We start from the raw sequence: 26,538 nt of genomic DNA on the forward strand, positions 1-26,538 counted from the left end.
TGCGCCTTCCAGCGGGCCGTCACGTCCACGGCGCTGCCCGCGAAGCCCACGAGCCGGCCGTCGCGCAGCAGGGGGACGACGGCGATGTCGCAGAGTATTTCCCGGTGGCCCGGCAGCTGGAACATGGCCTGGCAGTTGCGCAGGGCCAGCTTGGCCTGTGGGTCGAGCAGGGCATGGATCTGCGGCCTGCAGGCTTCGCGCGCGATGCCTTCCAGCGGCTGCCCCAGCGCCTCGACGCTGGGCTGCCCGGTCCATTGCTCCCAGCGTGCGTTCACGAAGGTCAGCCGGCCCTCGCTGTCGGTGCGAAAGATCAGCTCCTGCACGCTGCGCATGAGCACGGCCATCTCATGCTCGCTGCGCGCCAGGCGCGCCTGGGCCTTTTCCATGGACTGTTGGGACGACTTCTGGACCCTGCGGGTCTTGAGCACCGACCCGCTCAGGCCCAGCACCAGGGCAAGAAGCGCAAGGCCGGCAACGAAGAAGGCGAATGCCTTGTCGCGCCAGCGCGCGACCACCTCCGAGTAGGGCTCCTCCACCACCAGCAGCAGAGGCCAGTTGCGCACAGTGCGAAAGGACACGACCTCATGGGAGCCGAGCATGCCGGCGCCGACGTAGGAGCCGAATTCGCTGTGCGGCAGCCATTGCCGGAACAGCGGTGTCTGCAGCACGGCGGTCGCCTGCACGCCGGTGCCCGCATTCGTGCTGGCCAGCGCCTGGCCGTCGTAGCTCAGCAGCATGGCCTCGTAGCTGAGGGACTCCAGCGTGGACTGGTAGAAGTTGGCCACGGCATCAGGATTGATCAGGGCCACCAGCACGGCCGGTGCGCCGTTGTCGCGCTTGAATGCGAGGATCTGGGGCAGGTAGCGGACGCCCCGCGGTGTCGCATGCGGGGCCGCTGCCAGGGAGGAGAGGCTGCGGCCGGTGACCAGGCGTCCCAGCTGGACCTTGCCCGGGACCGGAGCCGATGCCCTGTCAGGCAGCAGCTTGTGCAGCTCGATCTGCAGGCCGGCCTCGCCCGCTTGCGTGCTCGCCAGGATGCGTCCTTTGCCATCGAGCAGCGCCATGCTGCGCAGAACCGGCAACTGGCCGACCACTTGCGCCAAGGCCGCCTCGCGCGCTGCGCCGGGGCTGTCGGCGGACAGGATGACCGGGTTGTTGGCCAGGCTTGCCAGGGCGACCTCGCCGGTCTCGAAGGTCTTGTTCGTCTGATCCTGCAGCACACGGGCCAGCAACGCCGCCTGGGCCTTGCTCTGCTCGGCCTCGGCATGCAGCTGGCTCCAGACGAACAGCACCAGCCCGGCAAGCACGCACAGGGCAAAGGTCAGCACCAATGCCTTGAGGTGGGCGCTGCGCCTGGCTCCCAGAAAATGATGCGTGCCGGCTCGGCCAGACATGATGAAGGCGCTCCATCGGAGGGTTCAAGGCGCGACGATGGCGCTCAGCCCGTGGTTGCGCGCTGCCCGGGCCAGGCGGCCGTCTCGCCGGATGTCGGAGACGAACTGGTCCAGGCGCGCCAGCCACTGGGCGTCGGCAGGACTGGTTGCATAGCCGTAGGGAAGCACGTGGAACGGCTTGGGCGGTGCGATCAACCGGGCCCAGTCGGAGCTGTCGAGCAGCCGGCGGCTGTAGGGGTAGTCGGTCATGAACACATCCACGCGCCCTGCCATGAGCTCCTTCTCGCGGGTCTGGGGCGGCTCGATGGACACGATCTGCGCATGCTTGAGCGTCTCGCGCATCACGGGCTCCATGAAGGTGCCGCGCTGCACGGCGACCTGCACGCCGGGCTGGTCGATGTCCGCCCAGGACTGCACGGCCTGATTGCTCTTGGTCGTGACGCCGTAGATGTCGCTGCTCAGATAGGGCTGAGTGAAGCGCAGCTGCTTTTGCCGCTGGGGGAGTATGCCCACGGCGAACATGGCGACATCGCAGCGCGACTCCAGCAGGTCAGGTATCAGCCTGGGAAAGGAGGAATCCACATACTGCAGCCGTACGCCCAGCTCCCTGGCCAGCTCCGCCGACAGCTCTGCATCCACGCCCGTCAGCCGGCCCGTGCGCGGGTCGCGGAAGGTGATGCCGTAGTAGTCGGGCCATATGCACACACGCAGGGCGCCCGTGGATGCAATCCGCTCCAGCACCTCGCCAGCTGCGGCAGAGCCGGACCATGGCACCAGACACAGCAGCAATCCGGCAACGGCTGCCAGGCGGGCCAGCACGCGCCTTGGGGACGGTGCGCCGAAACATGTCGATGATGGATGCATGGCGGGCTTTCAGGGTGTGTCGATCAGATCGGTGAAGGACGGGGACTGCCGGGTCAGCGCCAGGCGCAGCGCATCCAGCTCTTCGATGTTGTCCATGAACGCGTCGACGATGCCGGGATCCAGGGCCTTGCCCCGTTCCGCCGCGATCATCTCCAGGGCCCGTGCTCGCCCGAACGCCGGCCGGTACACCCGGTCCATGGTGAGCGCGTCGAAGATATCGACGATGGAGGTGATGCGCGCCGACAGCGGGATGTCCTCGCCTGCCAATCCCTGCGGGTAGCCCTTGCCGTCGAAGCGTTCGTGGTGGCTGGCGGCGATTTCGGCCGCCATCTGGAACACCGGGATGCGCGACTGGCCCAGCAGATGCGCGCCGATCTCGGCATGCCGGTTCATGACCAGGCGCTCCTGCGCATCCAGCGGGCCCTCCTTCTTGAGGATGGTGTCCGGAATGCCGACCTTGCCTATGTCATGCATCGGGGCCGCCTTGCGCAGCAGGCTGGCGAATTCGATGCGGCAGCCCAGGCGCAGGGCCAGGGCCTCCGACAGGTAGCCGATGCGGACGATGTGCGAGCCGGTGTCGTCGTCCTTGAACTCGGCGGCCATGGCCAGGCGCAGCAGGGTCTCGTGGTGCGCACGTGTCACTTCCTTGAGCAGATCGTTGCGCTCGCGGTACATGCGGCCGAAGTCCTGGATGAGCTGCTCCATCTGCTCCACGGCCGCAGGATCGAAACGTCGCGATGGCTCCCGGGGGGAGGCGGTCTGGTACTGGGCCATCAGTCGATCCTCTCGAGCTTTTCGATCGTCTCCAGCAGCTTCAGGGTGCTGAAGGGCTTGACCAGGTATTCGTCGGCTCCGGCCAGCAGGCCCGCCTTGCGGTCCTCGGCGCTGCCCCGGGCCGTCAGCAGGATGACCTGCGTATGCAGCAGCTCGTAGGAGCGCTTGATGCGGCTGCACACCTCCAGGCCGTCGAGCGTGCCCGGCATCATGATGTCGAGCAGGACGATGTCGGGCCTGAGCCTCTCGGCCATCGCCCAGGCCTCGTCGCCATCGCAAGCCTCTATGACGTCAAAGTCGCTGAATTCCAGTGTCATGCGCAGCAGCTTGCGGATGTCGGCATGGTCCTCGGCGATCAGTATCTTTTGCATGGGGAGATCTTTCATGCCGCAACAAAGGTGTGGGCCGGCATGTGAATCATAAATATCAATTCAATCAAATTTTATTGAATTTATCTATCAAATCTGTTGCCAGGCCTGCACGCCCGTGGGCGCCGTATGCTGCCGCCCGCAGCGGGGCGGGTTCCGGCCCCAGGCCGGGAACAGGTCTTTTGCCCCTGTGCGGGAGCCGGCAGCCCCGCCTTTATGTGGCCCGTTCCCAGGCCGGGTCTTTCCACAGGGCATCGAGGTCGGTGAAGCCCCATTTCGCGGGGTCTTCCCGACTGGCTATCTTCTCCTGGCACCCGGGCCGGGCCAGGTCCACGGTCTCCGGTGCCATCCGCATGCCGCTGGCCGTGGAATAGAACACCTTGACCTGCGGACAGGTCAGGGACTGGCGGCCAGGGTCGATGACCACCCCCAGCCTGCCCGTGGTCAGCCGCACCAGGGAGCCCACCGGATAGATGCCTATGCTTTTGACGAAGGCCTGGAAAACGGTCTTGTCGAAGTGGCCGGCACTCCATTCGGCCATCTTGTGCACCGCCTCCGCAGGATCCCAGCCGCGCTTGTAGGGGCGGTCCGAGGTGATGGCGTCGTAGACATCGCAGACCGCGCCCATCTTCGCGAACAGGCTGATGTCCTCGCCGCGCAGCCTGTGGGGATAGCCCGTGCCATCCACCTTCTCGTGGTGGTGGAGGCACACGTCCAGCACGACCGGGTCATCGACGCCGCCGGCCTTGAGCAACTCCAGGCCTCGCGCCGGATGCTCACGCATCTCGTCAAACTCCTGGTCCGTCAGACGCCCGGGTTTGTTCAGGATGGAGGTGGCAATGGCCATCTTGCCGATATCGTGCAGCAGCCCCGCATAGCCTGCCTGGCGCACCTGGTGCGGTGGCAGGTCGAGTTGGCGTGCCAGCACGATCATCAGGGCGCAGACCGCCACCGAGTGCATGTAGGTGTAGTCGTCGCTGGTCTTGAGCCTGGCGATGCTGACCATGGCGCTGGGATTGCGGATGATCGAATCGGACACCTCGGCGACCACGGAGCGGGCCTCGTCCTGGTTGATCTCCCTGCCCATGCGCACCTCGCGGAACATGGCGGTGATAGCCTGCCTGGACTGGTGGCAGATGCGGGCGGCCCGCTTCACCTCCTCCTCGAAGGCAACGGGCCGCAGCTCGCACTCCAGCTCGGCCAGTTGCGAGATCTCGGACAGTTGGGCGTCGATCACGGTGTCCACCTGCTCGCGGGTGAAAGACGGCCCGCCTTGCGCAACATCCAGGCCCTTGGCGGTATCGATCCACACTTCCTGGATGGGGGACTGCAGGATCCTCGCCAGGTCGGCAGGGTCTTCCAGCTTGAAGCGGCTGCGCCAGAATGGGTGTTCCATCCAGCTGCCGCAAAAGCTCTCCAAAAACATGCCCAGCCGCAGCTGCCGCACACTGATGCGCTTGATCATGAACAAGGGCCCCGCAACGGTTCACATGGATACGTCATCTTGCCGCCATTTCCTTGCTTCTGTACGGATCCAGGTCAGAAGGCCGCCCATTCCTCTTCCTTGACCTGCGGCTGCGCACGGGCAGGCGACAGGCGTGGCGGCCTGCAGGGCTGCGCTTGCCTGGGTGCCATGGCCTGGGCGGTCGCGGCGCGCGGCCCGCCAGGCTGGCTTGCGCCATGCTCGGGATGCATCTTGAAGGTGGAGACGATCTGCGCCAGGGCGGCGGCCTGCTGCTCCAGGCTGCCTGCAGCGGCCGAGCTTTGCTCGACCAGCGCCGCGTTTTGCTGCGTCATCTGGTCGAGTTGGCTCACCGCCTCGCCGACCTGACGGATGCCCACCGCCTGCTCGGCCGATGCGCTGGAGATCTCGCTGATCATGGTGTCCACGCTGCGCACCTGCTCCACGATGCGGTCCATCTGCTCGCCGGCCCGGGTCGCCACCTCGGTGCCCTGCTCGACCTTTTGCAGGTTGGCGCCGATCAGCTCCTTGATCTCCTTGGCCGCCGTGCCCGAGCGCTGGGCCAGCGCGCGCACCTCGCTGGCGACCACCGCGAAGCCCCGGCCCTGCTCGCCGGCCCGCGCGGCCTCCACGGCTGCGTTGAGCGCCAGGATGTTGGTCTGGAAGGCAATGGCGTCGATGACGTTCGTGATCTCGGCAATCTTGCGCGAGGCCTCCGAGATGTCCTGCATGGTATGCACCACCAGGGCCACGGACTTGCCCCCCTCGACAGCGGAGGCCGAGGCGGCCGAGGCCACCTTGTTGGCCTGCTGGGCCGTGTCTGCATTCGTGCGCACCGTGGCCGTGAGTTCCTCCATCGAGGCAGCCGTTTCCTCAAGGTTGCTGGCCTGCTGCTCGGTGCGCTGGCTCAGGTCCAGGCTGCCGGAGGCGATCTCGCTCGATCCCGTCGCAATGCTGTCGCTGCTGAGGCGAATGCTTGCCATGATCTCGCGAAGCTTGCCGTTCATGTCGCGCATCGCGCCCAGCAGCCGGGCGGGCTCATCCCGGCCCTGCACCACGATGCTGGCCGTGAGGTCGCCCCGCGCCACGGTGTCCGCCACCGAGACCGCCATGTGCAGGGGCTCGGTGATCGAGCGCGTGATGGCCCATGCCAGCACGGCGCCCAGGGACACCGCCAGCGTGGCCAGCCCGCCGAGCAGGTACAGCGCCAGGTGGTAGTCCTTCTCGGCCTGCTCGGTGGCCTTGCGCCCGCCCTCCTGGTTCAGCGCGATGTCCTGGCCCACGACGTCCATGAAATCGGTGAAGACCTGGGTCGCAGATCCCGTGGCTTGGCCACGCGCCTGGGCCGACTGCTCCGGCCCGGCCTTGGACAGCTCCAGCACCTTCCTATCCTCCAGCACGACGGCGTCCCAAATTACGCGCATCTTGTCGTACAGCTTCTTTTCCTCAGGGGAGGAAATGAGCTTTTCGTAGGTGGAGAACTCCGACTCAAGGGCTTTCTCGGCCTTAGCCAGCGCCTCTTCCTGAGCCTGCTTGCCCGGTACAGACTCCTCAATCACATGGCGAAGGGTGGCGCGGCGGGCTTCATTGGCCGTGGCCCGGATCGAGGCCAGCACATTAGTGGAAGGCAGCCAGTTGGTGCCCAGGTCGTTGGCATTGAACTGGACCCGGGCGATCTGCAGGGAGCCGATGGCCGCAACCGTGCTCAACAAGAGCAAAAGCAGGGTAAAGGCAACGATGAGCCTTGTGCGGATGGACAGAAGTCGGAGGAACATGGGGTCTCCTGGGGGGCGGTTGGAAGGAGCTTCGATCAATATGATGTAAATGATTGTTTCTTTGGCTTAAACGCATCTTAAGAAATCAGATTTATCAATTTAAAACTGTGTGGCCTTGCCCCCGAGATCCGGTTCCGCGGAACCGCCACGCAGTCCTCTCCCTCTTGACTGACCAATCGCCACAGACCTTTGGAGCCAGGCGAAGCCTTCCGCCTGACGTGCACGACGGAGCATCAGCGACCAAAGTTGTAAAAGTCGGTTGTGCTTGTTGTCGCGCTCTGCTAAATTTTATCAAATTCATCAAATAAATTTGATTGGAGTGATAAAATGCCGCATGCACTGAAGACCGAAACCACCAGGCAATGGCTCTCCTTCCGCGTGGACGATGAGGAGTTCGGCATCGACCTGCTGCAAGTGCAGGAGATCCGGTCCTACGAGTCGCCCATGCGCATTGCCAACGGCCCTGCCTACTTCAACGGCGTGCTGGAACTGCGCGGAGAGGTCATTCCCGTCATCGATCTGCGGCTCAGGCTGGGGCTTGCGCCCAAGCCATATGACGCCTGCACCGTGACCATCATGCTGCGCCTGCCTGGCGGAGTGACGGGCATGGTGGTGGAGGGGGTCACCGACGTGGTGACGCTCATGCCGCAGGACCTGCGCGCCGTGCCCGCCATGGGCGTGGGCCTGGTCAATGACTGCCTGCTGGCCATGGGCGTGCTCGATGAGCGCTCGCTGTTGCTGATCGATGCCGACAAGCTCCTGGCGACGGCCACGGCAGCCCTGCCGGACTGCGCTGCTAGCTGAGCCATGTGCTCCGGCACGCCCCGGTCTTCCGCTCGTACACCGCAAATTTTCATATCGCCCGCAGACCTGGAGGCGGAGAAAGGCGCTCTCACCTCAGCACACACCGACGTCAAGGCCTGGCTGACCGAGCTCCAGGCACAGCAGCTGGTGCAGGCCGTGTCGATCTTCCAGCTGGGAGGCCATGCGGCACAGCTTTCCTCAACCCCGCCGCTCCCGCAACCGACGGTGCGGGCGCGCAAGCCGGCACCCGCGACAGCGGCACTCCCCGCACGCCAGGCTGCCCGCGCCGTGCAGCCCGTGCAGACCGTGCACAAGCAAGCGCAGGAGCAGGACGACTGGGTGTCGTTCTGATCAACCTCCCCCTTGCGTGCCGCCTTTGCGTGCGGCCCTGGCACTCGTCAGACCGCATCGCGGCACACCGGGATACGGGGCCACGGCCATGCAGGGGCTGCCAGGGGACGCAAGGCCCAAGTCCCAGGGCCCGCGCAAGTTCTGATATTTTCAACGCTGTTCCTGCGCAGGCAGCCCCCGGCTTTCGACACCCCCATTTCATGATTTCAAACCTCATTCCGTTGAACCCACAGCAACTGGACGCCGCCATCGTCGATCTCGACGGCACCATGGTCAACACCCTGGGCGACTTCGCCGAAGCCCTCAACCGCATGCTGGCGGACCTGCAACTGCCGGCCATCGCCCCGCAGGCCATCGAGAACATGGTGGGCAAGGGCTCGGAGCACCTGATCCGCTCGGTGCTGGCCCATGTGGGCGCGGCCGATGTGGATGCCATCTACGGCCAGGCCTGGCAGCGCTACGAGCACCACTACCTGCAGCTCAACGGCCAGTTCGCCGAGGTCTATCCGGGCGTGCTCGAAGGCCTGCAGGCCCTGCGCGCGCGCGGCCTGCGGCTGGCCTGCCTGACCAACAAGCCGCTGTCCTTCGCCCGGCCGCTGCTGGAACAAAAAGGCCTGGCACCGCTGTTCGAGCAGGTCTTCGGCGGCGATTCCTTCGAGCGCAAGAAGCCCGACCCGCTGCCCCTGCTCAAGACCTGCGAGGCCCTGGGCACCTCCCCGGCACGCACGCTGATGCTGGGCGACTCCAGCAACGACGCCCAGGCCGCGCGCGCCGCGGGCTGCCCCGTGGTGCTGGTGAGCTACGGCTACAACCACGGCCAGCCCGTGCGCCAGGTCGATGCCGATGGCTTCGTCGATGCGCTGACCGAACTGGCCTGAGACGCGCAGCCTCCAAATTTGTTGGAAAAAGAATGGGGTTTGGCGATGGTTAACGCACTTTGACGGTGCGATTTATGTTTTTGCTAGAGTCGTCTGCTTTGCCATCCTGGCCGCGATCCGGCCACAGACAAGGAGGAAGCACGCGACATGCACGGACTGCACCTGACCGCCGATCTCTACCAATGCCAGGGCGACGAGCGCCATATGCTCGACGCCGATGCCATCGCCGCCCTGTGCCGCGCACAGACCGCGCAGGCCGGCCTGACCCTGGTGGAGGACCGCTGGGTCAAGTTCCCTGACTACCAGGGGCAGCCCGGCGGCGTCACCGGCACCGTGCTGCTGGCCGAATCGCACCTGGCCATACACACCTGGCCCGAGACCGGCTGCGTCACCGTCGATGTCTACGTCTGCAACTTCTCCGCCGACAACTCGGGCAAGGCCCGCGCGCTGATGGAGGGCGTGATCGCCGCCTACGCGCCGGGCCGCGTGGTGCGCCAGCATCTGATGCGCGGCGACATCGGTCCCGGCGCCCAGGCCACGGCGGCGGCCGATGAGGGCGATTGGGCGCTGGAGGCGCTCACGCCCCATGCGCGCTTTGGCTGGCGCGCCACGCGGCGCGAAACCGTGCAGACGCCCCATCAGGAACTGGAGCTGCTGCACACGCCGCAGTTCGGCAAGGTGCTGCGACTGGATGGCCGATTCATGACCTCCGAAGGCGAGGAATTCTTCTACCACGAGGCCCTGGTCCACCCCGCGGCCCTGGCCCACCCGGCGCCGCGCAAGGCGCTGATCCTGGGCGGCGGCGATGGCGGCGCAGCCGAGGAACTGCTCAAGCACCCGTCCATGGAGCAAGTGGTGGTGGCCGAGCTGGACGAGGCCGTGGTCCAGGCCGCGCGCACGCACCTGCAGCAGGTGCACCGGGGCGTGTTCGATGACCCGCGCCTGCAGCTGCGCATAGGCGACGGCATGGCCATGGTGGAGCACACCGAAGAACGCTTCGACCTCGCCCTGATGGACCTCACCGACCCCGACACGCCTGCCAGCGCGCTGTACTCCGACCAGGCCCTGGCGCGCATGAAGCGCGTGCTGGCGCCGGGCGGCGCCCTGGTGCTGCACCTGGGCAGCCCCGTCTTCCATGGCGGGCAGGTGGCGCGGCTGGTGGCCAGCCTGCGCGAGCGCTTTGCCATCGTGCGCTGCTACGGCCTGTACATCCCCCTGTACGGCGCCTACTGGGGCCTGGCCGTGGCCTCCGACACGCTGGATGCGGCGGCGCTGCCCCCCGCCCAGCTGCGCCAGCGCCTGGCCGAGCGCCGCCTGCCCGACCTGCGCTACTACAACGCCGAAGTGCACCCCGCACTGTTCGCGTTGCCCAACTACTACCGCGATCTGGTGCAGCCCGCGCCCCTGGCGGCGCTGCCCCCGCGCGCGGTCCGCGTCGCCTGAGCCCAGCCCGTTCTGGCAACGGGCCGCGCCCGGCAGGGCAAATTTGACACAGTGCTGCAATCTGGTGGCAAGTCTGCTGTAATGAAAAACGGCGGGAAGGCCCGTGCGCCCGCCATTTTTCCGGCTTCCTGGTAAGTATTTCCGGGATATTGCGTGCTTGCAAAAACCATATCAACAGATAAAGCGCCAGACGCCCTGTATCAAAATGACTGCTTCCCTTTCAAAAACAAGAATATCCGCGTCCAAATACCATGATGATTCCTTGCTGCGGCTTTGGAATTGGGCTTTGTTGGCAGGGCTGGTATTGAGCTTTCCCCTGAGCTTTGTATTGCCGCAAAGCCTGAGCTGGGAAAATGGATTCCTGGAGAATATCCAGGCCGTGACCCTGCTGCTGGGCATGGTGGCGGCCCTGGTTGCGGCGCGGCAGCAAAAGGGCTCCCTTGCAGCGCCCCTTTGGTGGATCGCCTCCCTGTTCTGGCTGGCCTTTCTGGGGCGTGAACTGGCCTGGGGCGCAGCTTTCCTGCCCAGCCTGGAGGCTGGCAAGTGGGGGCCGGTGATCAGCTCCCAGGTGCTGTGGTACCGGCCCGCCGTCAAATGGGTGGTGGGCGCCATGCTGCTGCTGTGCTGCTATTGGTTTGTGCGCCACGGTGTCTGGAACAAGGTCATCAAGCGCCTGGTGCGCGAGAAGGCGCTGCCGATATTCAGCCTGGCGATATTTGTCGCGGCCATGGTGATATCCACCAATGCGGAAGGTCATGGTTTCATTGTCCTGCAGCAATGGTTTGATTATCAGGTGATCGTGCTGGAGGAGCTGGTGGAGACCTTTGGCTATATGGCACTGTGGCTGGCACAGTGGGCGCTGGTCAGGTATGTTGCTGGCTGGCAGGAAGATATTTGAGCCAATATTGATCAAACCGGCCGCCTGCATATTCCCGGTGTAATGGGGCAGATTCAGGGGCCGGTAAGTCGCCAGTAAGACGCAATCGGGGAGCATGGCCGTTTTCCCCGCAGGTTTGCCGCTCTCGCGGCGGACCGACGGAGCCTGAAACGACAGAACGTGCCATCGCAATGCAAGCCTCCATCTACCAGGACGTGATAGGTATCCAGGCGGCGGGCCAGGCGTATTCCCTGGGTTCGCGCTTCCAAGAATGCAGCCAGCACCGTGCCGTGCGGCTGGAGACGATCTTCGAGCTGGTCATCCTCAAGTTCCGCGAGGACCTGCTGCAGGCGCTGGCCGAGGAGCCTCCAGGCCCCGCACGCCACCTGCGCGCCTATATCCGCTGCGTCTGCGAGCATGCCCTGTCCCGCCAGCGCGGCCAGAAGACGGCCGCACAGTTGCTGACCCGCGCAAGATTCCAGAACATATGGTTTGATTTCGTGGACGCGGCCTGCGCCGACGATCTGGTGTCCGAGGACATTGCCCTGCAATGCCGCGCCATGGTCGAGGACCTGTGGGTCATCCATGTGCTGGTCGAGCCCATGGCGCCCCAGCGCATCACCGGGATCAGGGAGCATTTGCTGTCCCTGTGCGGCAACGACGGAAACCATGAATCGCATCGCATTAATTGAGGACCATGCCAGGCTGGCCACGCTGGTCAGCCGCTCGCTGGCCAACTCCGGCATAGAGACCGATGTCTTCCACCAGATCTCCACGGCCTGGCTGGCCCTGCAGGACATCGACTACGGCGTCATCGTCATCGACCGCGGCCTGCCCGATGGCGACGGCCTGCAACTGGTGCAGCGCCTGCGCGCCGCAGGCCGCTCCACGCCCTGCCTGATGCTCACGGCCCGCGACGCGCTCAGCGACCGCGTGGGCGGCCTGGAGGCCGGTGCCGACGACTACCTGACCAAGCCCTTTCCCATGGAAGAACTGATCGCCCGCGTGCGCGCCCTGCTGCGCCGCCCGGCCCTGGTGCAGGAGCTGGCGCCGCAGCTGGGCGACATCAGCATCAGCCCGCAGCAGGCCTGCATGCACTGCGCGGGCTCGGCCATCGCGCTGCCGCCGGCGGAGCTGCAGATCATGCTCAGCCTGGTGCGCAAGGCCGGCGCCACGGTGCGCCGCTCCACGCTGGAGGCGGCGGCCTGGGGCATGAGCAGCGTGGTCACGCCCAACGCCCTCGATGTGGCCCTGCACCGGCTGCGCCGCAAGCTGGCCGCGGCCGGCTCGTGCATGGAAATCGTCAACATCCGGGGTCAGGGCTATGCGCTTCGCGAACCTTTGCTGGCCCGGTAGCCTGCGCTCGCGGCTGCTGGCCGTCTATGGGTTGAGCATGGTGTTCAGCGCGCTGCTGGTGGGCGCGCTGGTGATCCTCGTCGCCAAGCCTTTCGACAGCTATGCGCTGCAGCGCGGCATGGGGCATGCGGCCGAGAAGCTGGCCGAGTGGGTGAGTTTCGATGCCAAGGGCGTGCCCCAGGGGTTCAGCGAGCGTGAACTCAAGGCCTGGATGCTGACCAGCCTGGGCGAGGAAATGCAGCTGCGCATCACCGACGCCCGCGGCCGCGTGGTTTTCGCCCCCAACGGCGAAATGCAGCCGCTGACGCAGACCGGCCAGGGCTTCGACCCCGAGCTCAAGGCCTTTGCCTACGAGCGCGGCGGCGTGGTCATGCGCGCGGGCACGGCCACGCTGGTCCACGACGGCACGACGTGGCACGTGCAGATAGCCGTCAGCGACCGCATGGTGGACTGGCTGCGCGAATCGGTGGGCCTGCCCGCGCTGTGGCGCGGCATGGTGGCCATCGGCGTGGTCTTCCTGGTCGTGTTCCTGTTCTCCACGCACCGCACGCTGCAGCGCATGCTCAGGCCGCTGGGCGTGGCCGCGCAGGATGCGCAGCGCATCACCCCGCAGACGCTGGGCACGCGCCTGCAGCCCAAGGATCTGCCGCGCGAGTTCGCTCCCCTGGTCGAGGCCTTCAACCATGTGCTGGACCGGCTGCAGGCCGGCTTCAGGAACCAGCAGGAATTCCTGTCCATGGCCGCGCATGAGCTCAAGACGCCTCTGGCCCTGATGCGCGTGCAGATCGAGCTGGAGCCCGAGGACCGGCGCAGCCCCGAGCTGCTCAAGGACGTGGACCACATGGCGCGCCAGGTCCAGCAGCTGCTGCACCTGGCCGAGGTCTGCGAACACCAGCGCTACCGCATGGAAGACATTGCGCCGGCCGACATCATTGGCGAGGTCTGCGACTTCATGGCCCGCGCCTCCGAAAAATGCGGCGTGCACATCCACTGCGAGGTCAAGGACGATGCCCTTGCCTGGCGTGCCGACCGGGGCGCGCTCTTCGTGCTGCTCAAGAACCTGATCGAGAACGCCGTGCAGCACAGCCCGCAGGGCGCCACCGTCACCGTGAAGGCCTGCGGCCTGGGCTTTTCGGTGCTGGACCAGGGCCGTGGCGTGCCGCCCGAGGACCTGCCGCGCATCTTCGAGCGCTTTTGGCGCAGCAGCGAGCGGCGCGACCTGGGTGCGGGCCTGGGCCTGCCCATCTGCCTGGAGATTGCGCGCGCCCATGGCTGGACGCTCACGGCCCTGCCCGGTGCCACGGGGCTGGAGATCCAGGCGCGCTTTGCCGGGCCGGTGCAGGAGCCCGCGCAGCCGTTCAACCGCCCAGCAATGCCTTCTTGAGTTGCTCGTCGGCCGGGTGCGGGCCCAGCCAGATGCCCAGCAGCGCCTGGAAGAACTCGGGCTCCTGGAAGGGCGCGCCCTGGGCCTGGCCCTTGACGAAGACCTGGGCGCCCTGGCCCGGCACCCAGTCCACCGAGAAGTTCTCGCCCGGCAGCAGCTTCTTGTGCTGCGTGAAGATGTCGCTCATGCGCAGCACGCCGGGCACCAGGCGCGAGAAGCGGGCGCGCTCCATGTTGTCCTCGATGCCGCGTGCGAACAGCTTGCCCAGCTCGGCCGAATCGATCTCGCGCAGCATGGTCACGCTCACGCGCTTGGGGCCGGGCAGGGCCGCGATCTCCTGCAGGCTGGCGGCCGGCTTTTCCAGGTACAGGCCCGCCGTGTAGACCTTGAAGATGGCCTTGTAGCGAATGCCCGCGCCATTGAGCTGCAGCGTCTGGCCGCCCACCCCCGCCTGGGCGGGATAGGCCACGCCCGCGACGGTGCGCGCAGGCTCCTGGGCTGTGGCGGCCAGCGGCATCGCCAGCGCCATGGCCAGGGCGGCTGTCTTCATCCAGCGGGGCAAGGCGGTCATGGTGTCTCCTGCGCGGGGGCTGTGGCCCGGTTGCGGTTTGTTACGTCCGGGCGACATGTTGTGGGGATCGGGTGGGGGTGGCAACAGGGTTTTCGCGGGCCGATGGAGGGTGGCTATCATCCTGCTCGGTCCGCTGTTCTTGTCGTGGGTGTATGCCCACGTTCCTGCGGTTATGGACGGGATGGGGCTACCCGCAAGGGCGTCCGCACGTCGCAATGCGTGTTCTTAACATCCCGTCCACCTGTCTGTGCGTTGCACCGCTGATTCTGTTTGCAAGCCCCTGTCGGGGCGTTTCTTTTCGAGGCCGGGTTTCGGCCCGGCGGCCGACTCACTTTCTTGTCTCGCTACAAGAAAGTGAGCAAAGAAAAGCGCCCGAATGTCCGCGTCCCCTTCGCTGCGCTGCGGGGCAACCTGCGCCGTGGCGGTTGCGGGGTTCGCCGTGAAACTCACTTCGCGCTGCGCGCTACGTTCAAACAATCACGGCGAGTCAGATGACGAAGCAGTCCTGTCCTTCGGCAGGACTGCAACCCCGCAACCACCACGGCGCAGGCGCTGACATACGGGGAGTTTGCCCGGGCCTTCGCTGCGCTCGGCCTGGGGCTTCGGGGCGCTTGCCGTCTTGAAAGCCTCTATCATTGCGGCGGCCCCCTGTTCAGGGGCTGGTGCGTAAGAACACTTGACTGTTGAGCGGTGCGGCCTCGCCGTTAAGGAGGCCTTGTCACGTCTGAATTGTCGGATCGTGGGTGCATGCCCACGTCCCTGCGGTTACGGGCGGGATGGGGCTACCCGCAAGGGCGTCCGCACGGCTCAGCACGTGTTCTTAACATCCCGTCCACCTGTTTGTGCGTAAGAACACAGACGGGTGGTTCCCGTCTCGCTGAGGAGTAAATCATGTACGTCATGTACGGCACTTCTTTTTCTGCCTTCCCCTCCACCCATCAAGCGCCCCACGCTGGCGCGTCTGCCGTGGGAGGGGTTGCGCCATGAGTACCGCTTCCCCAACCCTGACCCAGCCCACGCCGCAACAGTTGAGCCATGCCGTGACCGAGATCGGCCGGCTGACGCTGCAAGGCAGCAGCGAGGTGTACTCGCTGGGCCAGCTGGCGCTGGCCTGGCTGGAGCGGCCCGAGGGCCATCGCAATCTGGAGGTGGTGGCCAATGCGCTGCAGGCCATTTGCGGGGCTGCGCAGCGGATGGAGGAACTGGTTGAGGACGAGGTGAGCTACGTGCATTGCCTGCAGGAGGATCCGGCGTATCTGCGGCGGATGGCTGCGGCTTCTGCGGCGTTTGAGCGCTGATTCTCTTTGCAAGCCCTGTCGGGCCTTCGCTTCGCTTGGCCCGGCGTTTCAGCCCAGGACGTTCTTCAGCAGCGTCTTTTCCTGCTCCGTGAGGGCGGCTATGCATTCGTCGCCCAGGGCTTGCAGCAGCCGGGTGCTGTCGGCGTTGGCGATGTCCAGGCCCAGGCGCTTTTGCTGGGCTGCGGGCTGCGTGAAGTTCAGGCGCAGGTAGCTGCTGGTGCCCAGTTCCTGGCGGGCCGCCTTGACGGCCTGGACCTCCTGGGCGGCCATGACCAGGTCCAGCAGGGGCTTGACCAGGGTCAGCCCGCGTCGGGGCATGGCCACGGGGTCCTGGCCCTGCTGGGGGTTGGCGGTGCCTACGCTGATCATCACGATGTCGGCGGCCGGCCCCCACAACTGGCGTGCGGCCTGCAGGGCCAGCAGGTCGGGCGCGTTGGCGGCGAGTCCGCCGTCCACGAAGACATGGCCTGCTGCGGCGTGCGCGGGAAAGTAGGTGGGGGCGGCCGATGAGGCCAGCATGGCGTCCATCAGCGTCAGGCCCAGCCGGTCCCTGTCGGGCAGGGCGCCGCTGGCCAGCACGTGCAGCTGCGATGAATTCCAGTTCACGGCGGGCAGCAGCAGCGGCACCTGCAGTTGCCCCAGGGCGGACTGCTCCGCTTGCGGCATGGCCTCCTTGATCGCTGCGCGCAGCGGGGCGCTGTCATAGAGCGCCTTGCCCATGGCCTGGCGCAGGCCGGGCAGCCATTTGGAGGGAAAGATGGCGGGGCCGTGGTCCAGTAGCAGTTGCTTGATGCGCGCGGGCTGGCAGCCGCTGGCCAGGGCGGTGGCGATGATGGCGCCGATGGAGGTGCCGGCGAACAGGTCCACTTTCTCCAGCAGGTCGCCGTTGCCGAATTCGCGGTGGATGCGTTCCAGCACATGGGCGCTGAAGAGGCCGCGATAGCCGCCGCCCGAAAGGCTCAGGACGACCCGGCGCCGGCGCAGGCCCTGGCGCACCGCGCTGGACAGGGGCGGTACGTCGAAGTCCATCACAGCGCGTGCACGGCAACGCCCCGGGCGGCGGCCTGCGTCAGGTAGAGGTTGGCGGGCTCGGTGTAGCAGACCTTGAGCAGGTCGGCCGTGGCGATGAGCAGCCGCAGGTCCTGCGCCAGCGGCGCCGTGCCCTGCGGGCCCTGGCTGTCCAGCGGCGCGAAGTTGCGCCATTCGATGAAGCGCTCCAGCACCTTGTTGTCCACGCTGGTCAGCATGGAAGCGCCTTCGGCCCGCAGGTTGGCATACAGCGCATCGAGCAGGGAGAACCATTCGTTGCGGTCGCGCAGGTCGTGGAATGCCTCGGCCACGGCTGCCTTGGCGATGGCCATGGACAGGTCGCTGACGATGCAGTCCAGCGGCCGGATGGTGGAGAACCACTGCAGGGTTGCGGGTTCCTGGTTCGCCATCCACAGCAGGCAGCGGGGACCCAGCAGGTAGCGGCTCATGGCGCGCGCCGGGCGGGTACGTCGATATCGCCGCGCGCCCCGGACATCTGCGCAGCGGACAGATCCACGGCCTGGCGCGGCAGCGGCAGGGACCGGCAGATGTCGGCCACCGTGCGGGGGGCGCGTTCGTTGGCGGACAGGGCCACCATGTGCTCCTCGCTGACGATCACGTAGCGCTTGCGGCCCTGGGAGATGAGGGCCACCCCGTCGTGATCGGCCTGTTTGAGCACCGCGCCGTACTGCGCCTTGAAGACCGAGATCGGCATGGGTGTGGTGTTGCGCGGCATGGCCGAGCCGACCTGGTGGCTCAGGTCCCGCAGGGCGCGGTTCAGCGGGTCGCGCTCGCCCTCGGGCAAGGCAGCGTCGGTGCGGGCGGAGAAATGGGACGGCATGGTCGACCTTTCTGGTCAGGTTGTGCTGTCATTGTTGGTCAGGCTGACCAGGGTGTCAATTGTGGCCATGGCAGGCCCCTGCGGCGCCCCCGCAATGCGCCGGCCCGCACTTGTACCCCGCCGCGTCTGCGCTACACTTGCCCGCTATGTTCATTCATCGCATGTTCATTGCAGGTTGTGGAGACCGGGGAGCCTGGCCCTGGCGCAAGCCTGTCCAACTGAACAGCTGAAGCACCCGGGGCGCGACCCGGCGTGCACCCGAGGCCCTACGGGCCAATCGAATGAATCGGCGCAATCCATGCGCAGCCCGCACCCACATCAGGTCTGCCAGCGCCACGCAATCCGGAGTCTTTCCCCGTGATCACCGAACTCGAATTCAAGAGCCTTGCTGCGCAGGGCTACAACCGCATCCCTCTGATGGTCGAGGCGTTTGCGGATCTCGAAACCCCCCTGTCCCTCTACCTCAAGCTGGCCCATGCGGGCGGTGACGGCAAGCACAGCTTTTTGCTGGAGTCCGTGGTGGGCGGCGAGCGCTTCGGGCGCTACAGCTTCATCGGCCTGCCTGCACGCACGCTGCTGCGCGCCAGCGGCTTCGGCGATGCGGCATGCACCGAGGTGGTGACCGATGGCCAGGTGGTTGAGACGGCCAAGGGCAATCCGCTGGAATTCATCGCTGCCTACCAAAAGCGCTTCAAGGTGGCGCTGCGCCCGGGGCTGCCGCGTTTTTGCGGCGGGCTGGCCGGCTACTTCGGCTACGACGCCGTGCGCTATATCGAGAAGAAGCTGGAAGATTCCTGCCCGCCCGATACGCTCAACTGCCCCGACATCCTGCTGCTGCAGTGCGAGGAAGTGGCGGTGATCGACAACCTGTCGGGCAAGCTGTACCTGATCGTCTATGCCAACCCCGGCGAGAGCGAGGCCTATACGCGCGCCAAGAAGCGGCTGCGGCAGTTGAAGGATTTGCTGCGCTACTCGGTCAGCGCGCCGCAGATCAAGGCCGGCGAGAGCCATCCGGCCCAGCGCAGCTTTGCCAAGGAAGACTACCTGGCGGCCGTGGAGAAGGCCAAGGAGCTGATCGCCGCGGGCGACTTCATGCAGGTGCAGGTGGGCCAGCGCATCCACAAGCGCTTCACGGCCAGCCCCTTGAGCCTGTACCGCGCGCTGCGATCGCTCAATCCCAGCCCCTACATGTACTACTACCACCTGGGCGATTTCCATGTGGTGGGCGCCAGCCCCGAGATCCTGGTGCGCCAGGAGAACACGGACGAGGGCCAGAAGGTCACCATCCGCCCGCTGGCCGGCACGCGCCCGCGCGGCGCCACGCCCGAGGCCGACAAGGCCACCGAAAAGGAACTGGTGGCCGACCCCAAGGAACGCGCCGAGCACGTGATGCTGATCGACCTGGCGCGCAACGACATCGGCCGCATCGCCAAGACGGGCAGCGTGAAGGTGACCGAGGCCTTTGCCGTGGAACGCTACAGCCACGTGATGCACATCGTCAGCAACGTGGAGGGCATTCTGCGCGACGGCATGGACAACATGGATGTGTTCAAGGCCACCTTCCCGGCCGGCACGCTGACGGGCGCGCCCAAGGTGCATGCCATGGAGATCATCGACCAGCTGGAGCCGACCAAGCGCGGCATCTACGGCGGCGCCTGCGGCTACCTGAGCTTTGCGGGCGACATGGACCTGGCCATTGCCATCCGCACGGGCGTGATCAAGGACGGCACGCTCTACGTGCAGGCCGCCGCCGGCGTGGTGGCCGATTCCGTGCCCGAGATGGAATGGAAAGAGACCGAGCACAAGGCGCGCGCACTGATGCGCGCGGCCGAGCTGGTGGAGGAAGGACTGGAATGAGCACGGACCGCGCCAAGCAGGCCATCGACCTGGTGCAGCACTGCACCGACATGCTGGATGTGCGCCGCAATGTGGATGCGCTGGACGATGTGCTGGTGCCGCTGCTGGTCACGCGCATGGGCTACATGCAGCAGGCCGCGCGCATCAAGGCCGATGCGGCCCAGGTGCGCGACGAGGGCCGCATCGAGGCCATCGTGCGCCGCGTGCGCGAGCGCACGGCCGCCGAGGGCGGCCAGCCCGACATGATGGAGGCGGTGTACCGCCACCTCATGGAGGAATGCATTGCCTACGAGCACCGCGAGTTCGCGCGGCTGCGCGAAGGCGGTGCGCAGGACGATCGTTCCTAGGGCCTGTTTACACTCATGCGGGGATCGCGTTGCCCGGCAGCCAGCGCAGCGCATGGCGCGCCGCCACCCATTCCTCGTTGGTGGGCTCCACGCCCACGGTGACGGCGCTGCCGGTGGCCGAGATCACGGCCGCATCGCGCGCATTGGCCTCGGCGTCCAGCCGCAGGCCCAGAAAGCCCAGGCCCTCGCACACGCGCCGCCGTATCTCGGCGCTGTGCTCGCCCACGCCTGCGGTGAACACCAGCAGGTCCAGGCCGCCCAGCACGGCGACCAGGGCGCCGATCTCGCGCACGATGCGCCGCACGTAAAGCGCCAGCGCGTCGCGGGCACGCTCGGCCCGGGCATCGGCGCCTGATTCCAGCGGCAGCAGCACGCGCGGCTCGGACGAGGTGCCCGAGACGCCCAGCAGGCCGGACTCGTGGTACAGGATGCGGCCCACTTCCTGCAGGCTGAGCTTTTCGATTTCCATCAGGTAGATCACGGCGCCGGGGTCCAGCGCGCCGGTGCGCGTGCCCATCATCAGGCCGTCCAGCGCAGAGAAGCCCATGGTCGTGGCCACGCTTTGCAGGCCCTGCATGGCGCACAGGCTGGCGCCGCTGCCCAGGTGGGCCACCAGGGTGCGCCCGCGCGCCAGGTCGCCATGGCGCTCGGGCAGGGCGGTGGCCATGTATTCGTAGGACAGGCCGTGGAAGCCGTAGCGGCGCAGCCCGCGTTCCCAGGCCGCATGCGGCAGGGGCAGCAGTTGCTCGACCTTGGGCAGCGTGTGGTGGAAGGCGGTGTCGAAGCAGGCCACCTGCACCAGTTCGGGCCGCTCTCGCAGCAGGATGTCCATGGCCTCCAGCGCAAAGGGCTGGTGCAGCGGCGCCAGCGGGATGAAGGCCTTGAGGTCGGCCAGCACGCCGGCATCGACGCGCACGGGCTCGAAGTAGCGGCTGCCGCCGTGCACCACGCGGTGGGCGATGGCGGCCACGCGGGCGCCGTCCAGCTGCGCCAGGCGCGCGGTGATGCGCTCGCGGATCAGCTGCAGCGCGGCGCGGTAGGGGTGGGCTGTGTCCAGGGTGATGGCAAAGGGCGGCACGCCGCTCTCGCCGAAGTCGGGCGCGGGCCCGCCTATGCCCTGGACCTTGCCGTTCCACAGCGGCTTGCGCGGCAGCGGGCGCTGGGCACCGTCGAAGACGGCGAACTTGATGCTGGACGAGCCGCAGTTGAGCACCACGACCAGTTCGCGGGCGGGGGAGGATGCGGTGTGGGCAGGGATCATGGCGGCGAGTTCCGGTAGCGGTGGGCCAGCAGCAGAGCGATGGCGCAGGAGGCGATGCGCGAGGCGCGGCTGTCGGCGCGGCTGGTCAGGATCACGGGCACCTTGGCGCCCATGACGATGCCGGCGCTGGCCGCCTCGCCCATGTACATGAGCTGCTTGGCCAGCATGTTGCCGCTTTCCAGGTCGGGCACGACCAGGATATCGGCCTGGCCCGCCACGGGCGAAGCTATGCCCTTGGTGCGCGCGGCGGCCATGGACACGGCGTTGTCGAAGGCCAGCGGCCCGTCGAGCACGCCGCCCGCGATCTGGCCCCGGTCGGCCATCTTGCACAGCGCGGCGGCGTCCAGCGTGGCCGGCATGTGCGGGCTCACGGTCTCCACGGCGGCCAGGATGGCGACCTTGGGCTCGGGCACGCCGATGGCATGGGCCAGGGCGATGGCATTGCGCACGATGTCGGCCTTTTGCTGCAGGTCGGGCGCGAGGTTGATGGCCGCATCGGTGACGATGAAGGGGCGCGGGTAGTGCGGCGTCTGCAGCACGAAGCAGTGGCTCACGCGGCGCTTGGTGCGCAGGCCGGCGGCGGCGGCCACCACCTCGGCCATGAGCTCGTCGGTGTGCAGGCTGCCTTTCATGATGGCCTCGACCTCGCCGCAGGCGGCCAGCTCGGCGCCGCGCGTGGCGGCGGCATGGCTGTGCGGCACGTCCTCGATGCGCAGGCCGCCCAGGTCCAGCCCATGCTCGGCCGCCACGGCCTCCAGCCGCGCACGCGGGGCCACCAGCACGGGGTCGATCAGGCCTTCGCGGCGCGCGTCCATCGCGGCCGAGAGGCTGGGCTCGTCGCAGGGATGGACCACGGCCACGCGGATGGGCGGCAGGCCGGCCACATGGGCCAGCAGGCGCTGCAGGCCGTCGCGTCCACCGGCCTCCAGCCGGATCTCGGGCAGGCTGGTGCGCTGGCGCTCGATGTGGCGGGCCGGCGCATGCACGGTGGCCTGGCCCTCGATCACGGCGGCGCCATGCTGGTTGGTGCAGGCCACGGCCAGCGTGACCTGGCGCTGCTCGGCCTGCTTGGCCAGCACCTCCACGCGCACGGTCAGCCGGTCGCCTGCGGCCAGCGGCGCCAGAAAGCGCAGCGTCTGGCCGACCAGGGTGGTGCCGGGGCCGGGCAGGCGCGTGCCCAGCACCGAGGCCAGCAGCATGCCGCCCCACATGCCGTGGGCGATCAGGGCGGTGTCGTCATCGTCGGCGCCGGCAACCGTGCCAGCACCGGCAGCGGCACCGGCACCAGCGCCGTCGGCCACGGCCGCGCCCGACAGGGCGGCAAACAGGCGCAGGTCCTGGGTGCTCAGCGTGCGTTCCAGGCTGGCGCTGTCGCCCACGTCCAGCTCGTCGAAGCTGTGGTTGCGCAGCAGGGCCAGGTCTTCGGGCGGCAGGGCCGCATCGGAGGCAGGGGAGAGGTTCATCGCTTCTTTCGGGTACCTGTGTGCGCGCGGCTGGCCGGTGCGCGCGGGGTGGGCCTGGCGGCCGGGGCTTCGGGTGGGGCCGCTTCCTGGGGGGCCTCCCTGGCCTGCGCCACCTCCAGCGCCTGCACGAAATGCGCCATGGCCTGCAGCAGGCGCTGGTGCTCGGCATCGCTGAGATTGCCGCCCTGGTTGGCCAGCTCGTCCACCGTGGTCATGCCCCAGCGGATGTCGGCCGCCGGCGAGGCGGCCAGCAACTGGGTGATGGCGGCCATGGCGGCGTCGGGCTCGCGCTGCATCAGCAGGGCCTGGCGGCGCACGATGCGGCGGAACTGCGCCATGTCGGGCGGCACGCCGCCCAGGTGGTCCTGCAGCAGCCGCCAGGCGTGGCGGAAGTGGCGCTCATCGGCCTCGCCACGGGCGCGCAGCACGTGGAACAGGGCGCGGATGACGGCCTCGTACAGCCCGCCCTGGGCCACGCTTTCGTGCAGCCGCGCCAGCTCCTGGCACATGTACTGGCAGTGCTCGGGCGATTCGCCCGGGTGCGGGCGCGGCGGGCCGTCGTCCTGGCGGCTTTGGCCGGCCAGGGCCTGCACCAGGGGCGAGCCATAGATGGCGTGGAACAGCCGCGCCTGCATGGCGTCGCGCTGGTCGCGGTAGGTGTCCAGCATATGCACCACGGCCTGCGACATGGCCTGCTGCGCCTTCAGGAAGGGGTTGTCGGGCTCGACGGGGTGGCGGTCCTCGCGCGCCTGCTCGGCGGCCTGGGCCACGGCAGGGGCCAGCGGGTGGGAGTCCGACCAGTATTCATAGCCCACGCGCAGCGGATGCATGGCCTGCAGCCAGCGCGCCGACAACGGCGTGGACAGGGCCTGCACCCAGGGCTGCACGGTGTTGCGGTACAGGGCGAGGTTGATTTCGGAGACGCGGGCGGCGGCGGCAAAGTGGCGCTCGCTTTCGGGGTCGGGCCGGACGATGTCGCGCACCTCGGCCAGGTCGCTGCGGCGGATCTTCATCAGGTAGGCCGCGTCGGTCAGCTCCTGCGGCGGCACGCCGGCCGGGCGGTCGGCGATCTCGGCGCGGTAGATGCCGGCGGGCAGCAGGTCGATGATGTCGATGTGCGCCGCGAACTCGCGGTGCTCCTTGCGGCCCACGGCGCCCGAGACAAAGATGCCCAGGTGGCCGATGCTGTCGTGCGTGGCGAAGACGATGGTCTGGTCGTGGGCGGCGATGTCCTCGTCATCACGGTACAGGTCGGTGATCCAGCCCAGGGCCTGGCCCGGCGGCGTGATGTTGTCGCCATGCGAGCAGAACACCACGATGGGCGAGCGGATGTTGCGCAGGTCGATGCGCACGCCGTCCGAGGTCGTCAGCTCGGCCGTGGCCAGCCGGTTGCCGATGAACAGGTTGTCCACGATGTACTGCATCTCGCGGCCTTCGAGGAAGACATGGCCGCCCCAGTACTTCTCGAAGCCCAGGTAGCGCGGCCCCTCGGTGTCCACGTCGGCATAGACCTGGTACTGCTTTTCCCACAGCGTGTTGGCGGGGTTGAGGTTCTCGAAGTTCTGCACCAGCCAGGCGCCGTCGAAGCGGCCCGCACCCAGGTCGCTGGTCAGTGCCGTCACCCAGCTGCCGCCCATGAGGCCGCCGCCGTAGCGCATGGGGTTGTCGCCGGCCCAGTACGACAGCGGCGCGCCGGCCACGATGATGGGCCCGAACAGCTCGGGCCAGACGGCGGCCGTCATGAGGATCTGCCAGCCGGCCTGGCAGTTGCCGATGACGGCGGGCTTGCCCCGGCTCTCGGGGTGAAGCTCGGCGACCTTGCGCACGAATTCGGCCTCGGCGCGCATCACGTCCTCGACGGTCTGGCCGGGCACGGGGTCGGGCAGGAAGCCCACGAAGTAGCAGGGATGGCCGGCCTTGAGGGCGGCGCCGATCTCGCTGTCGGGCTTGAAGCCGCCGATGCCCGGGCCGTGGCCCGCGCGCGGATCGACGACGATGAAGGGGCGCTTGGCCGGGTCGATGACCGTGCCCTCCATGGGCGCGATGCGTGCCAGCCCGTAGTTGACGGGACGCGGCAGCTCCAGGCCGGACATCACGATCTCGGCCTGGAAGCTCAGCACATTGGGCACTTCCTCGGCCAGGTGGGCGCGGTACTGGTTGCCGCGCTGGCGCCGGATGTCGGCATACAGCAGCGTGCGCTGCCAGGCATCGGTGGCGTACTGTGCAGCTGCCTGGGGCAGCTTCAGCGGATCGCCCCACAGTGCCCCCACGTCCACGGTGCCGTGGCTATCGAGGTGCTCGTTCATCTGGCCCACTCCTTTAACGGGCATGTCCTGCCCCCTGCTTGCAGATTGCGTGTGAATGGCCGCCAAACGGCCCCGCGCCTGCGGGACCGTGCGGCTTGTGTCAGCCCCTGGGCTCTTCAGCCGTGGGCGGCAGCGTCCCGGGCCGTTTCGGCGGCAGCCGCTGCAATGGGCTGCTGCGCCGCATGGTCGGGCGGGGTGACGGATGGGGTCACGGACTGGGCCATGGACTGCACGGCCGAGGTCCAGCGCGCCAGCAGGTCGCTCCAGGGCACGGCAGTGTCGGCCGCGCCCTGGGCGCCGCCGCTCAGCGTGGCTGCCACCTGCTGCTGCCAGTCGTGCACGGCCTGCTGCACGCCCTGGGCCAGGGTCATCTGGCTGGCCATGGCGGTCTGGGCCAGGGCCTGGGCATGGCCCATGCGCAGGTGGGCGTGGCGCCAGAAGGCTTGGGCGGGCAGGGTGGCCAGCTCCTGCCAGCTGCTGGTCTGCTGCACGCCCTCGATCTCGTTGCCGGTCTCGGCGATGCGCTCGGGGCCGTTGCGTGCGGCATGCTCCAGCCATTGCTGGCCGCTTTCCTGCAGCAGCCGGCTCAGGTGCAGCTGCAGTTCGAGCTGGGCCTTGAGCAGATGGAGGGGAATGGTCTGTGCGCTCATATGGAACTCCTTGCTGGTTGACGTGGAAAGATGCCTTGGTGGCGGAACGAAACTCAGGCCATCTGGCCGATGGTCTTGCGAAAGCGGGCGAGCGTGAGGGCGAACAGCACGGAGCCGATGGCGGCCAGTGCGAGAAAGGGCTTCCAGACCACGTCCAGCCCCGCTCCGCGGTAGAGGATGGCCTGCGACAGCTCGACAAAGTGGGTGGTCGGCGCGGCCAGCATGATGGTCTGCACCAGCTGCGGCATGCTTTCGCGCGGCGTCATGGCGCCCGACAGCAGCTGCAGCGGCAGCAGCACGAGCACCAGCAGCATGCCGAACTGTGGCATGTTGCGCGCCAGTGTGGCAAGGAAGATCCCCAGCGACGTTGTGGCGAACAGGCACAGCGCGGCCCCTGCCAGGAACAGCGGCTGAGAGCCTTCGATGGGAACGCCCAGGGCGCCGCGCACCACGAGGTTGAGCGAGGCAAAGGCGGTGACCAGCACGACCAGTCCCATGGACCATATCTTGGCCAGCATGATCTCGGTCGGTGTCACCGGCATGACCAGCAGGTGCTCCACCGTGCCGTGCTCGCGCTCGCGGATCAGCGCCGCGCCCGTGAGGATGATGGACAGCATGGTCACGTTGTTGATGATCTGCATCAGCCCGCCGAACCAGACCTTGTCCAGCGCGGGATTGAAGCGCGCGCGCACCACCAGGTCCACGGGCAGGGCGGTGGCGCCCCGAAAGCGCCGCACGAACTCGCTGACCTCGGCCGAGACGATCTGCTGCACATAGCTGTTGCCCGTGAAGGCCTGGCTCATGCGCGTGGCGTCCACGTTCAGCTGCAGCTCGGGCGCGCGGCCCGCCAGCACGTCGCGCTGGAAGTTGGGCGGGATGTTGAGCACGAAGGTGTAGGTGCCCGAGTCCATGCCCGGGTCCATCTGCGTGCGGTCGATCATGGCCGGCGGCGCGAACTGCGGCGGATAGAAGGCGCCCGCGATGCGCTGCGACAGCGGCGAGCCGTCCTCGTCCACGATGGCGATGGGCGCGTTGTGCAGGCTCTCGGGCATGGCCGTGGCCGCCGTGTAGATGGAGACCGTGAACACATAGGCGATGAGCACCAGCAGCACGGGGTCGCGCCACAGGCTCCACAGCTCCTTGACGCCCAGCCGGTAGATGTTGGAGAAAAGGCGGGTGCGCATG

Annotated in this window: 26 protein-coding genes; 11 read left to right on the top strand and 15 right to left on the bottom strand. The window is 67.5% G+C overall.

Going from position 1 to position 26,538, the window contains the following annotated elements; genetic code table 11:
• The 6 genes from PO605_RS27900 to PO605_RS27925 form a co-directional block, all read right to left on the bottom strand.
• A partial coding sequence (locus PO605_RS27900) for a PAS domain-containing protein (RefSeq protein ID WP_272207204.1) occupies positions 1-1,394 on the bottom strand: 1,394 nt, incomplete at its 3' end.
• Between the two features lie 24 nt (positions 1,395-1,418).
• The gene (locus tag PO605_RS27905) at positions 1,419-2,258 is read right to left on the bottom strand and encodes a substrate-binding periplasmic protein (RefSeq protein WP_016453965.1); all 840 of its coding nucleotides are present in this window, start codon (positions 2,256-2,258) and stop codon (positions 1,419-1,421) included.
• A gap of 9 nt (positions 2,259-2,267) precedes the next feature.
• Positions 2,268-3,032, bottom strand: coding sequence for an HD-GYP domain-containing protein (locus PO605_RS27910; RefSeq protein WP_047470590.1), 765 nt, complete (start codon positions 3,030-3,032; stop codon positions 2,268-2,270).
• Entirely contained in the window at positions 3,032-3,403 is a 372-nt protein-coding gene (locus PO605_RS27915; RefSeq protein ID WP_017404901.1) for a response regulator transcription factor, read from the bottom strand. Before PO605_RS27915 ends, PO605_RS27910 begins: the two co-directional genes overlap by 1 nt.
• A gap of 211 nt (positions 3,404-3,614) precedes the next feature.
• Complete coding sequence (locus tag PO605_RS27920; protein ID WP_047470592.1) at positions 3,615-4,865, bottom strand: HD-GYP domain-containing protein; 1,251 nt, start codon at positions 4,863-4,865, stop codon at positions 3,615-3,617.
• Between the two features lie 74 nt (positions 4,866-4,939).
• The gene (locus PO605_RS27925; RefSeq protein ID WP_047470594.1) at positions 4,940-6,637 is read right to left on the bottom strand and encodes a methyl-accepting chemotaxis protein; all 1,698 of its coding nucleotides are present in this window, start codon (positions 6,635-6,637) and stop codon (positions 4,940-4,942) included.
• 327 nt (positions 6,638-6,964) lie between these two features.
• On the opposite strand from PO605_RS27925, the gene PO605_RS27930 reads away from it, so the two are divergent.
• The 8 genes from PO605_RS27930 (at position 6,965) to PO605_RS27965 (ending at position 13,730) form a co-directional block, all read left to right on the top strand.
• Positions 6,965-7,441, top strand: coding sequence for a chemotaxis protein CheW (locus PO605_RS27930; protein ID WP_047470596.1), 477 nt, complete (start codon positions 6,965-6,967; stop codon positions 7,439-7,441).
• 3 nt (positions 7,442-7,444) lie between these two features.
• Positions 7,445-7,792 carry a hypothetical protein gene (locus PO605_RS27935; protein WP_047470598.1) on the top strand — a complete coding sequence of 116 codons (348 nt, stop codon included), beginning with the start codon at positions 7,445-7,447 and terminating at the stop codon, positions 7,790-7,792.
• Between the two features lie 200 nt (positions 7,793-7,992).
• Complete coding sequence (locus tag PO605_RS27940; RefSeq protein ID WP_047470600.1) at positions 7,993-8,670, top strand: phosphoglycolate phosphatase; 678 nt, start codon at positions 7,993-7,995, stop codon at positions 8,668-8,670.
• 147 nt (positions 8,671-8,817) lie between these two features.
• Positions 8,818-10,113, top strand: a complete 1,296-nt coding sequence (gene speE / locus PO605_RS27945) for a polyamine aminopropyltransferase (protein ID WP_061288968.1) — start codon at positions 8,818-8,820, stop codon at positions 10,111-10,113.
• A 205-nt stretch (positions 10,114-10,318) separates the two neighbouring features.
• The gene (locus tag PO605_RS27950; RefSeq protein ID WP_047473842.1) at positions 10,319-11,011 is read left to right on the top strand and encodes a hypothetical protein; all 693 of its coding nucleotides are present in this window, start codon (positions 10,319-10,321) and stop codon (positions 11,009-11,011) included.
• 170 nt (positions 11,012-11,181) lie between these two features.
• Entirely contained in the window at positions 11,182-11,682 is a 501-nt protein-coding gene (locus tag PO605_RS27955) for a hypothetical protein (protein ID WP_013804693.1), read from the top strand.
• On the top strand, positions 11,660-12,346 hold the full coding sequence (locus tag PO605_RS27960; protein ID WP_013804692.1) for a response regulator transcription factor: 687 nt from the start codon (positions 11,660-11,662) through the stop codon (positions 12,344-12,346). Before PO605_RS27955 ends, PO605_RS27960 begins: the two co-directional genes overlap by 23 nt.
• Positions 12,315-13,730, top strand: coding sequence for a sensor histidine kinase (locus PO605_RS27965; protein ID WP_047473841.1), 1,416 nt, complete (start codon positions 12,315-12,317; stop codon positions 13,728-13,730). Before PO605_RS27960 ends, PO605_RS27965 begins: the two co-directional genes overlap by 32 nt.
• Here the strand turns inward: PO605_RS27965 and PO605_RS27970 are convergent.
• The gene (locus PO605_RS27970; RefSeq protein ID WP_047473840.1) at positions 13,705-14,301 is read right to left on the bottom strand and encodes a chalcone isomerase family protein; all 597 of its coding nucleotides are present in this window, start codon (positions 14,299-14,301) and stop codon (positions 13,705-13,707) included. The genes PO605_RS27965 and PO605_RS27970 overlap by 26 nt on opposite strands.
• A gap of 983 nt (positions 14,302-15,284) precedes the next feature.
• On the opposite strand from PO605_RS27970, the gene PO605_RS27975 reads away from it, so the two are divergent.
• Positions 15,285-15,599 (top strand): hypothetical protein, encoded by a 315-nt coding sequence (locus PO605_RS27975; RefSeq protein ID WP_016449522.1) that lies wholly within the window; start codon positions 15,285-15,287, stop codon positions 15,597-15,599.
• Positions 15,600-15,647: 48 nt separating this feature from the next.
• Here the strand turns inward: PO605_RS27975 and PO605_RS27980 are convergent, their stop codons facing one another.
• Genes PO605_RS27980 through PO605_RS27990 form a run of 3 tightly spaced genes read right to left on the bottom strand, consistent with a single transcriptional unit; the run spans position 15,648 to position 17,469 of the window.
• Complete coding sequence (locus tag PO605_RS27980; protein WP_047473839.1) at positions 15,648-16,628, bottom strand: CBASS cGAMP-activated phospholipase; 981 nt, start codon at positions 16,626-16,628, stop codon at positions 15,648-15,650.
• Positions 16,628-17,077, bottom strand: a complete 450-nt coding sequence (locus PO605_RS27985; protein ID WP_016449524.1) for a hypothetical protein — start codon at positions 17,075-17,077, stop codon at positions 16,628-16,630. Before PO605_RS27985 ends, PO605_RS27980 begins: the two co-directional genes overlap by 1 nt.
• Positions 17,074-17,469, bottom strand: a complete 396-nt coding sequence (locus PO605_RS27990) for a hypothetical protein (RefSeq protein ID WP_013804688.1) — start codon at positions 17,467-17,469, stop codon at positions 17,074-17,076. Before PO605_RS27990 ends, PO605_RS27985 begins: the two co-directional genes overlap by 4 nt.
• A 357-nt stretch (positions 17,470-17,826) precedes the next feature.
• Between PO605_RS27990 and trpE the strand changes: the two genes are divergently transcribed.
• Both trpE and PO605_RS28000 read left to right on the top strand, forming a co-directional pair.
• Positions 17,827-19,326, top strand: coding sequence for an anthranilate synthase component I (gene trpE, locus PO605_RS27995; protein WP_047473838.1), 1,500 nt, complete (start codon positions 17,827-17,829; stop codon positions 19,324-19,326).
• Positions 19,323-19,673 carry a chorismate mutase gene (locus PO605_RS28000; RefSeq protein ID WP_016449526.1) on the top strand — a complete coding sequence of 117 codons (351 nt, stop codon included), beginning with the start codon at positions 19,323-19,325 and terminating at the stop codon, positions 19,671-19,673. The genes trpE and PO605_RS28000 overlap by 4 nt, the downstream gene beginning before the upstream one ends.
• A 13-nt stretch (positions 19,674-19,686) precedes the next feature.
• Here the strand turns inward: PO605_RS28000 and PO605_RS28005 are convergent, their stop codons facing one another.
• The 5 genes from PO605_RS28005 to PO605_RS28025 form a co-directional block, all read right to left on the bottom strand.
• On the bottom strand, positions 19,687-20,934 hold the full coding sequence (locus PO605_RS28005) for an acetate/propionate family kinase (RefSeq protein ID WP_016449527.1): 1,248 nt from the start codon (positions 20,932-20,934) through the stop codon (positions 19,687-19,689).
• On the bottom strand, positions 20,931-22,397 hold the full coding sequence (locus tag PO605_RS28010) for a bifunctional enoyl-CoA hydratase/phosphate acetyltransferase (protein ID WP_272207205.1): 1,467 nt from the start codon (positions 22,395-22,397) through the stop codon (positions 20,931-20,933). Before PO605_RS28010 ends, PO605_RS28005 begins: the two co-directional genes overlap by 4 nt.
• Positions 22,394-24,703 (bottom strand): DUF3141 domain-containing protein, encoded by a 2,310-nt coding sequence (locus tag PO605_RS28015; RefSeq protein ID WP_047472286.1) that lies wholly within the window; start codon positions 24,701-24,703, stop codon positions 22,394-22,396. Before PO605_RS28015 ends, PO605_RS28010 begins: the two co-directional genes overlap by 4 nt.
• Positions 24,704-24,819: 116 nt before the next feature.
• Entirely contained in the window at positions 24,820-25,353 is a 534-nt protein-coding gene (locus tag PO605_RS28020; RefSeq protein WP_016453976.1) for a hypothetical protein, read from the bottom strand.
• 53 nt (positions 25,354-25,406) lie between these two features.
• A complete protein-coding gene (locus tag PO605_RS28025) occupies positions 25,407-26,537 on the bottom strand; it encodes an ABC transporter permease (protein WP_017405871.1) in 1,131 nt (376 codons plus the stop codon).
• Position 26,538: the final 1 nt, after the last annotated feature.

It is taken from the genome of Delftia sp. DT-2, from assembly GCF_028401915.1.
Taxonomy (GTDB): domain Bacteria; phylum Pseudomonadota; class Gammaproteobacteria; order Burkholderiales; family Burkholderiaceae_C; genus Comamonas; species Comamonas tsuruhatensis.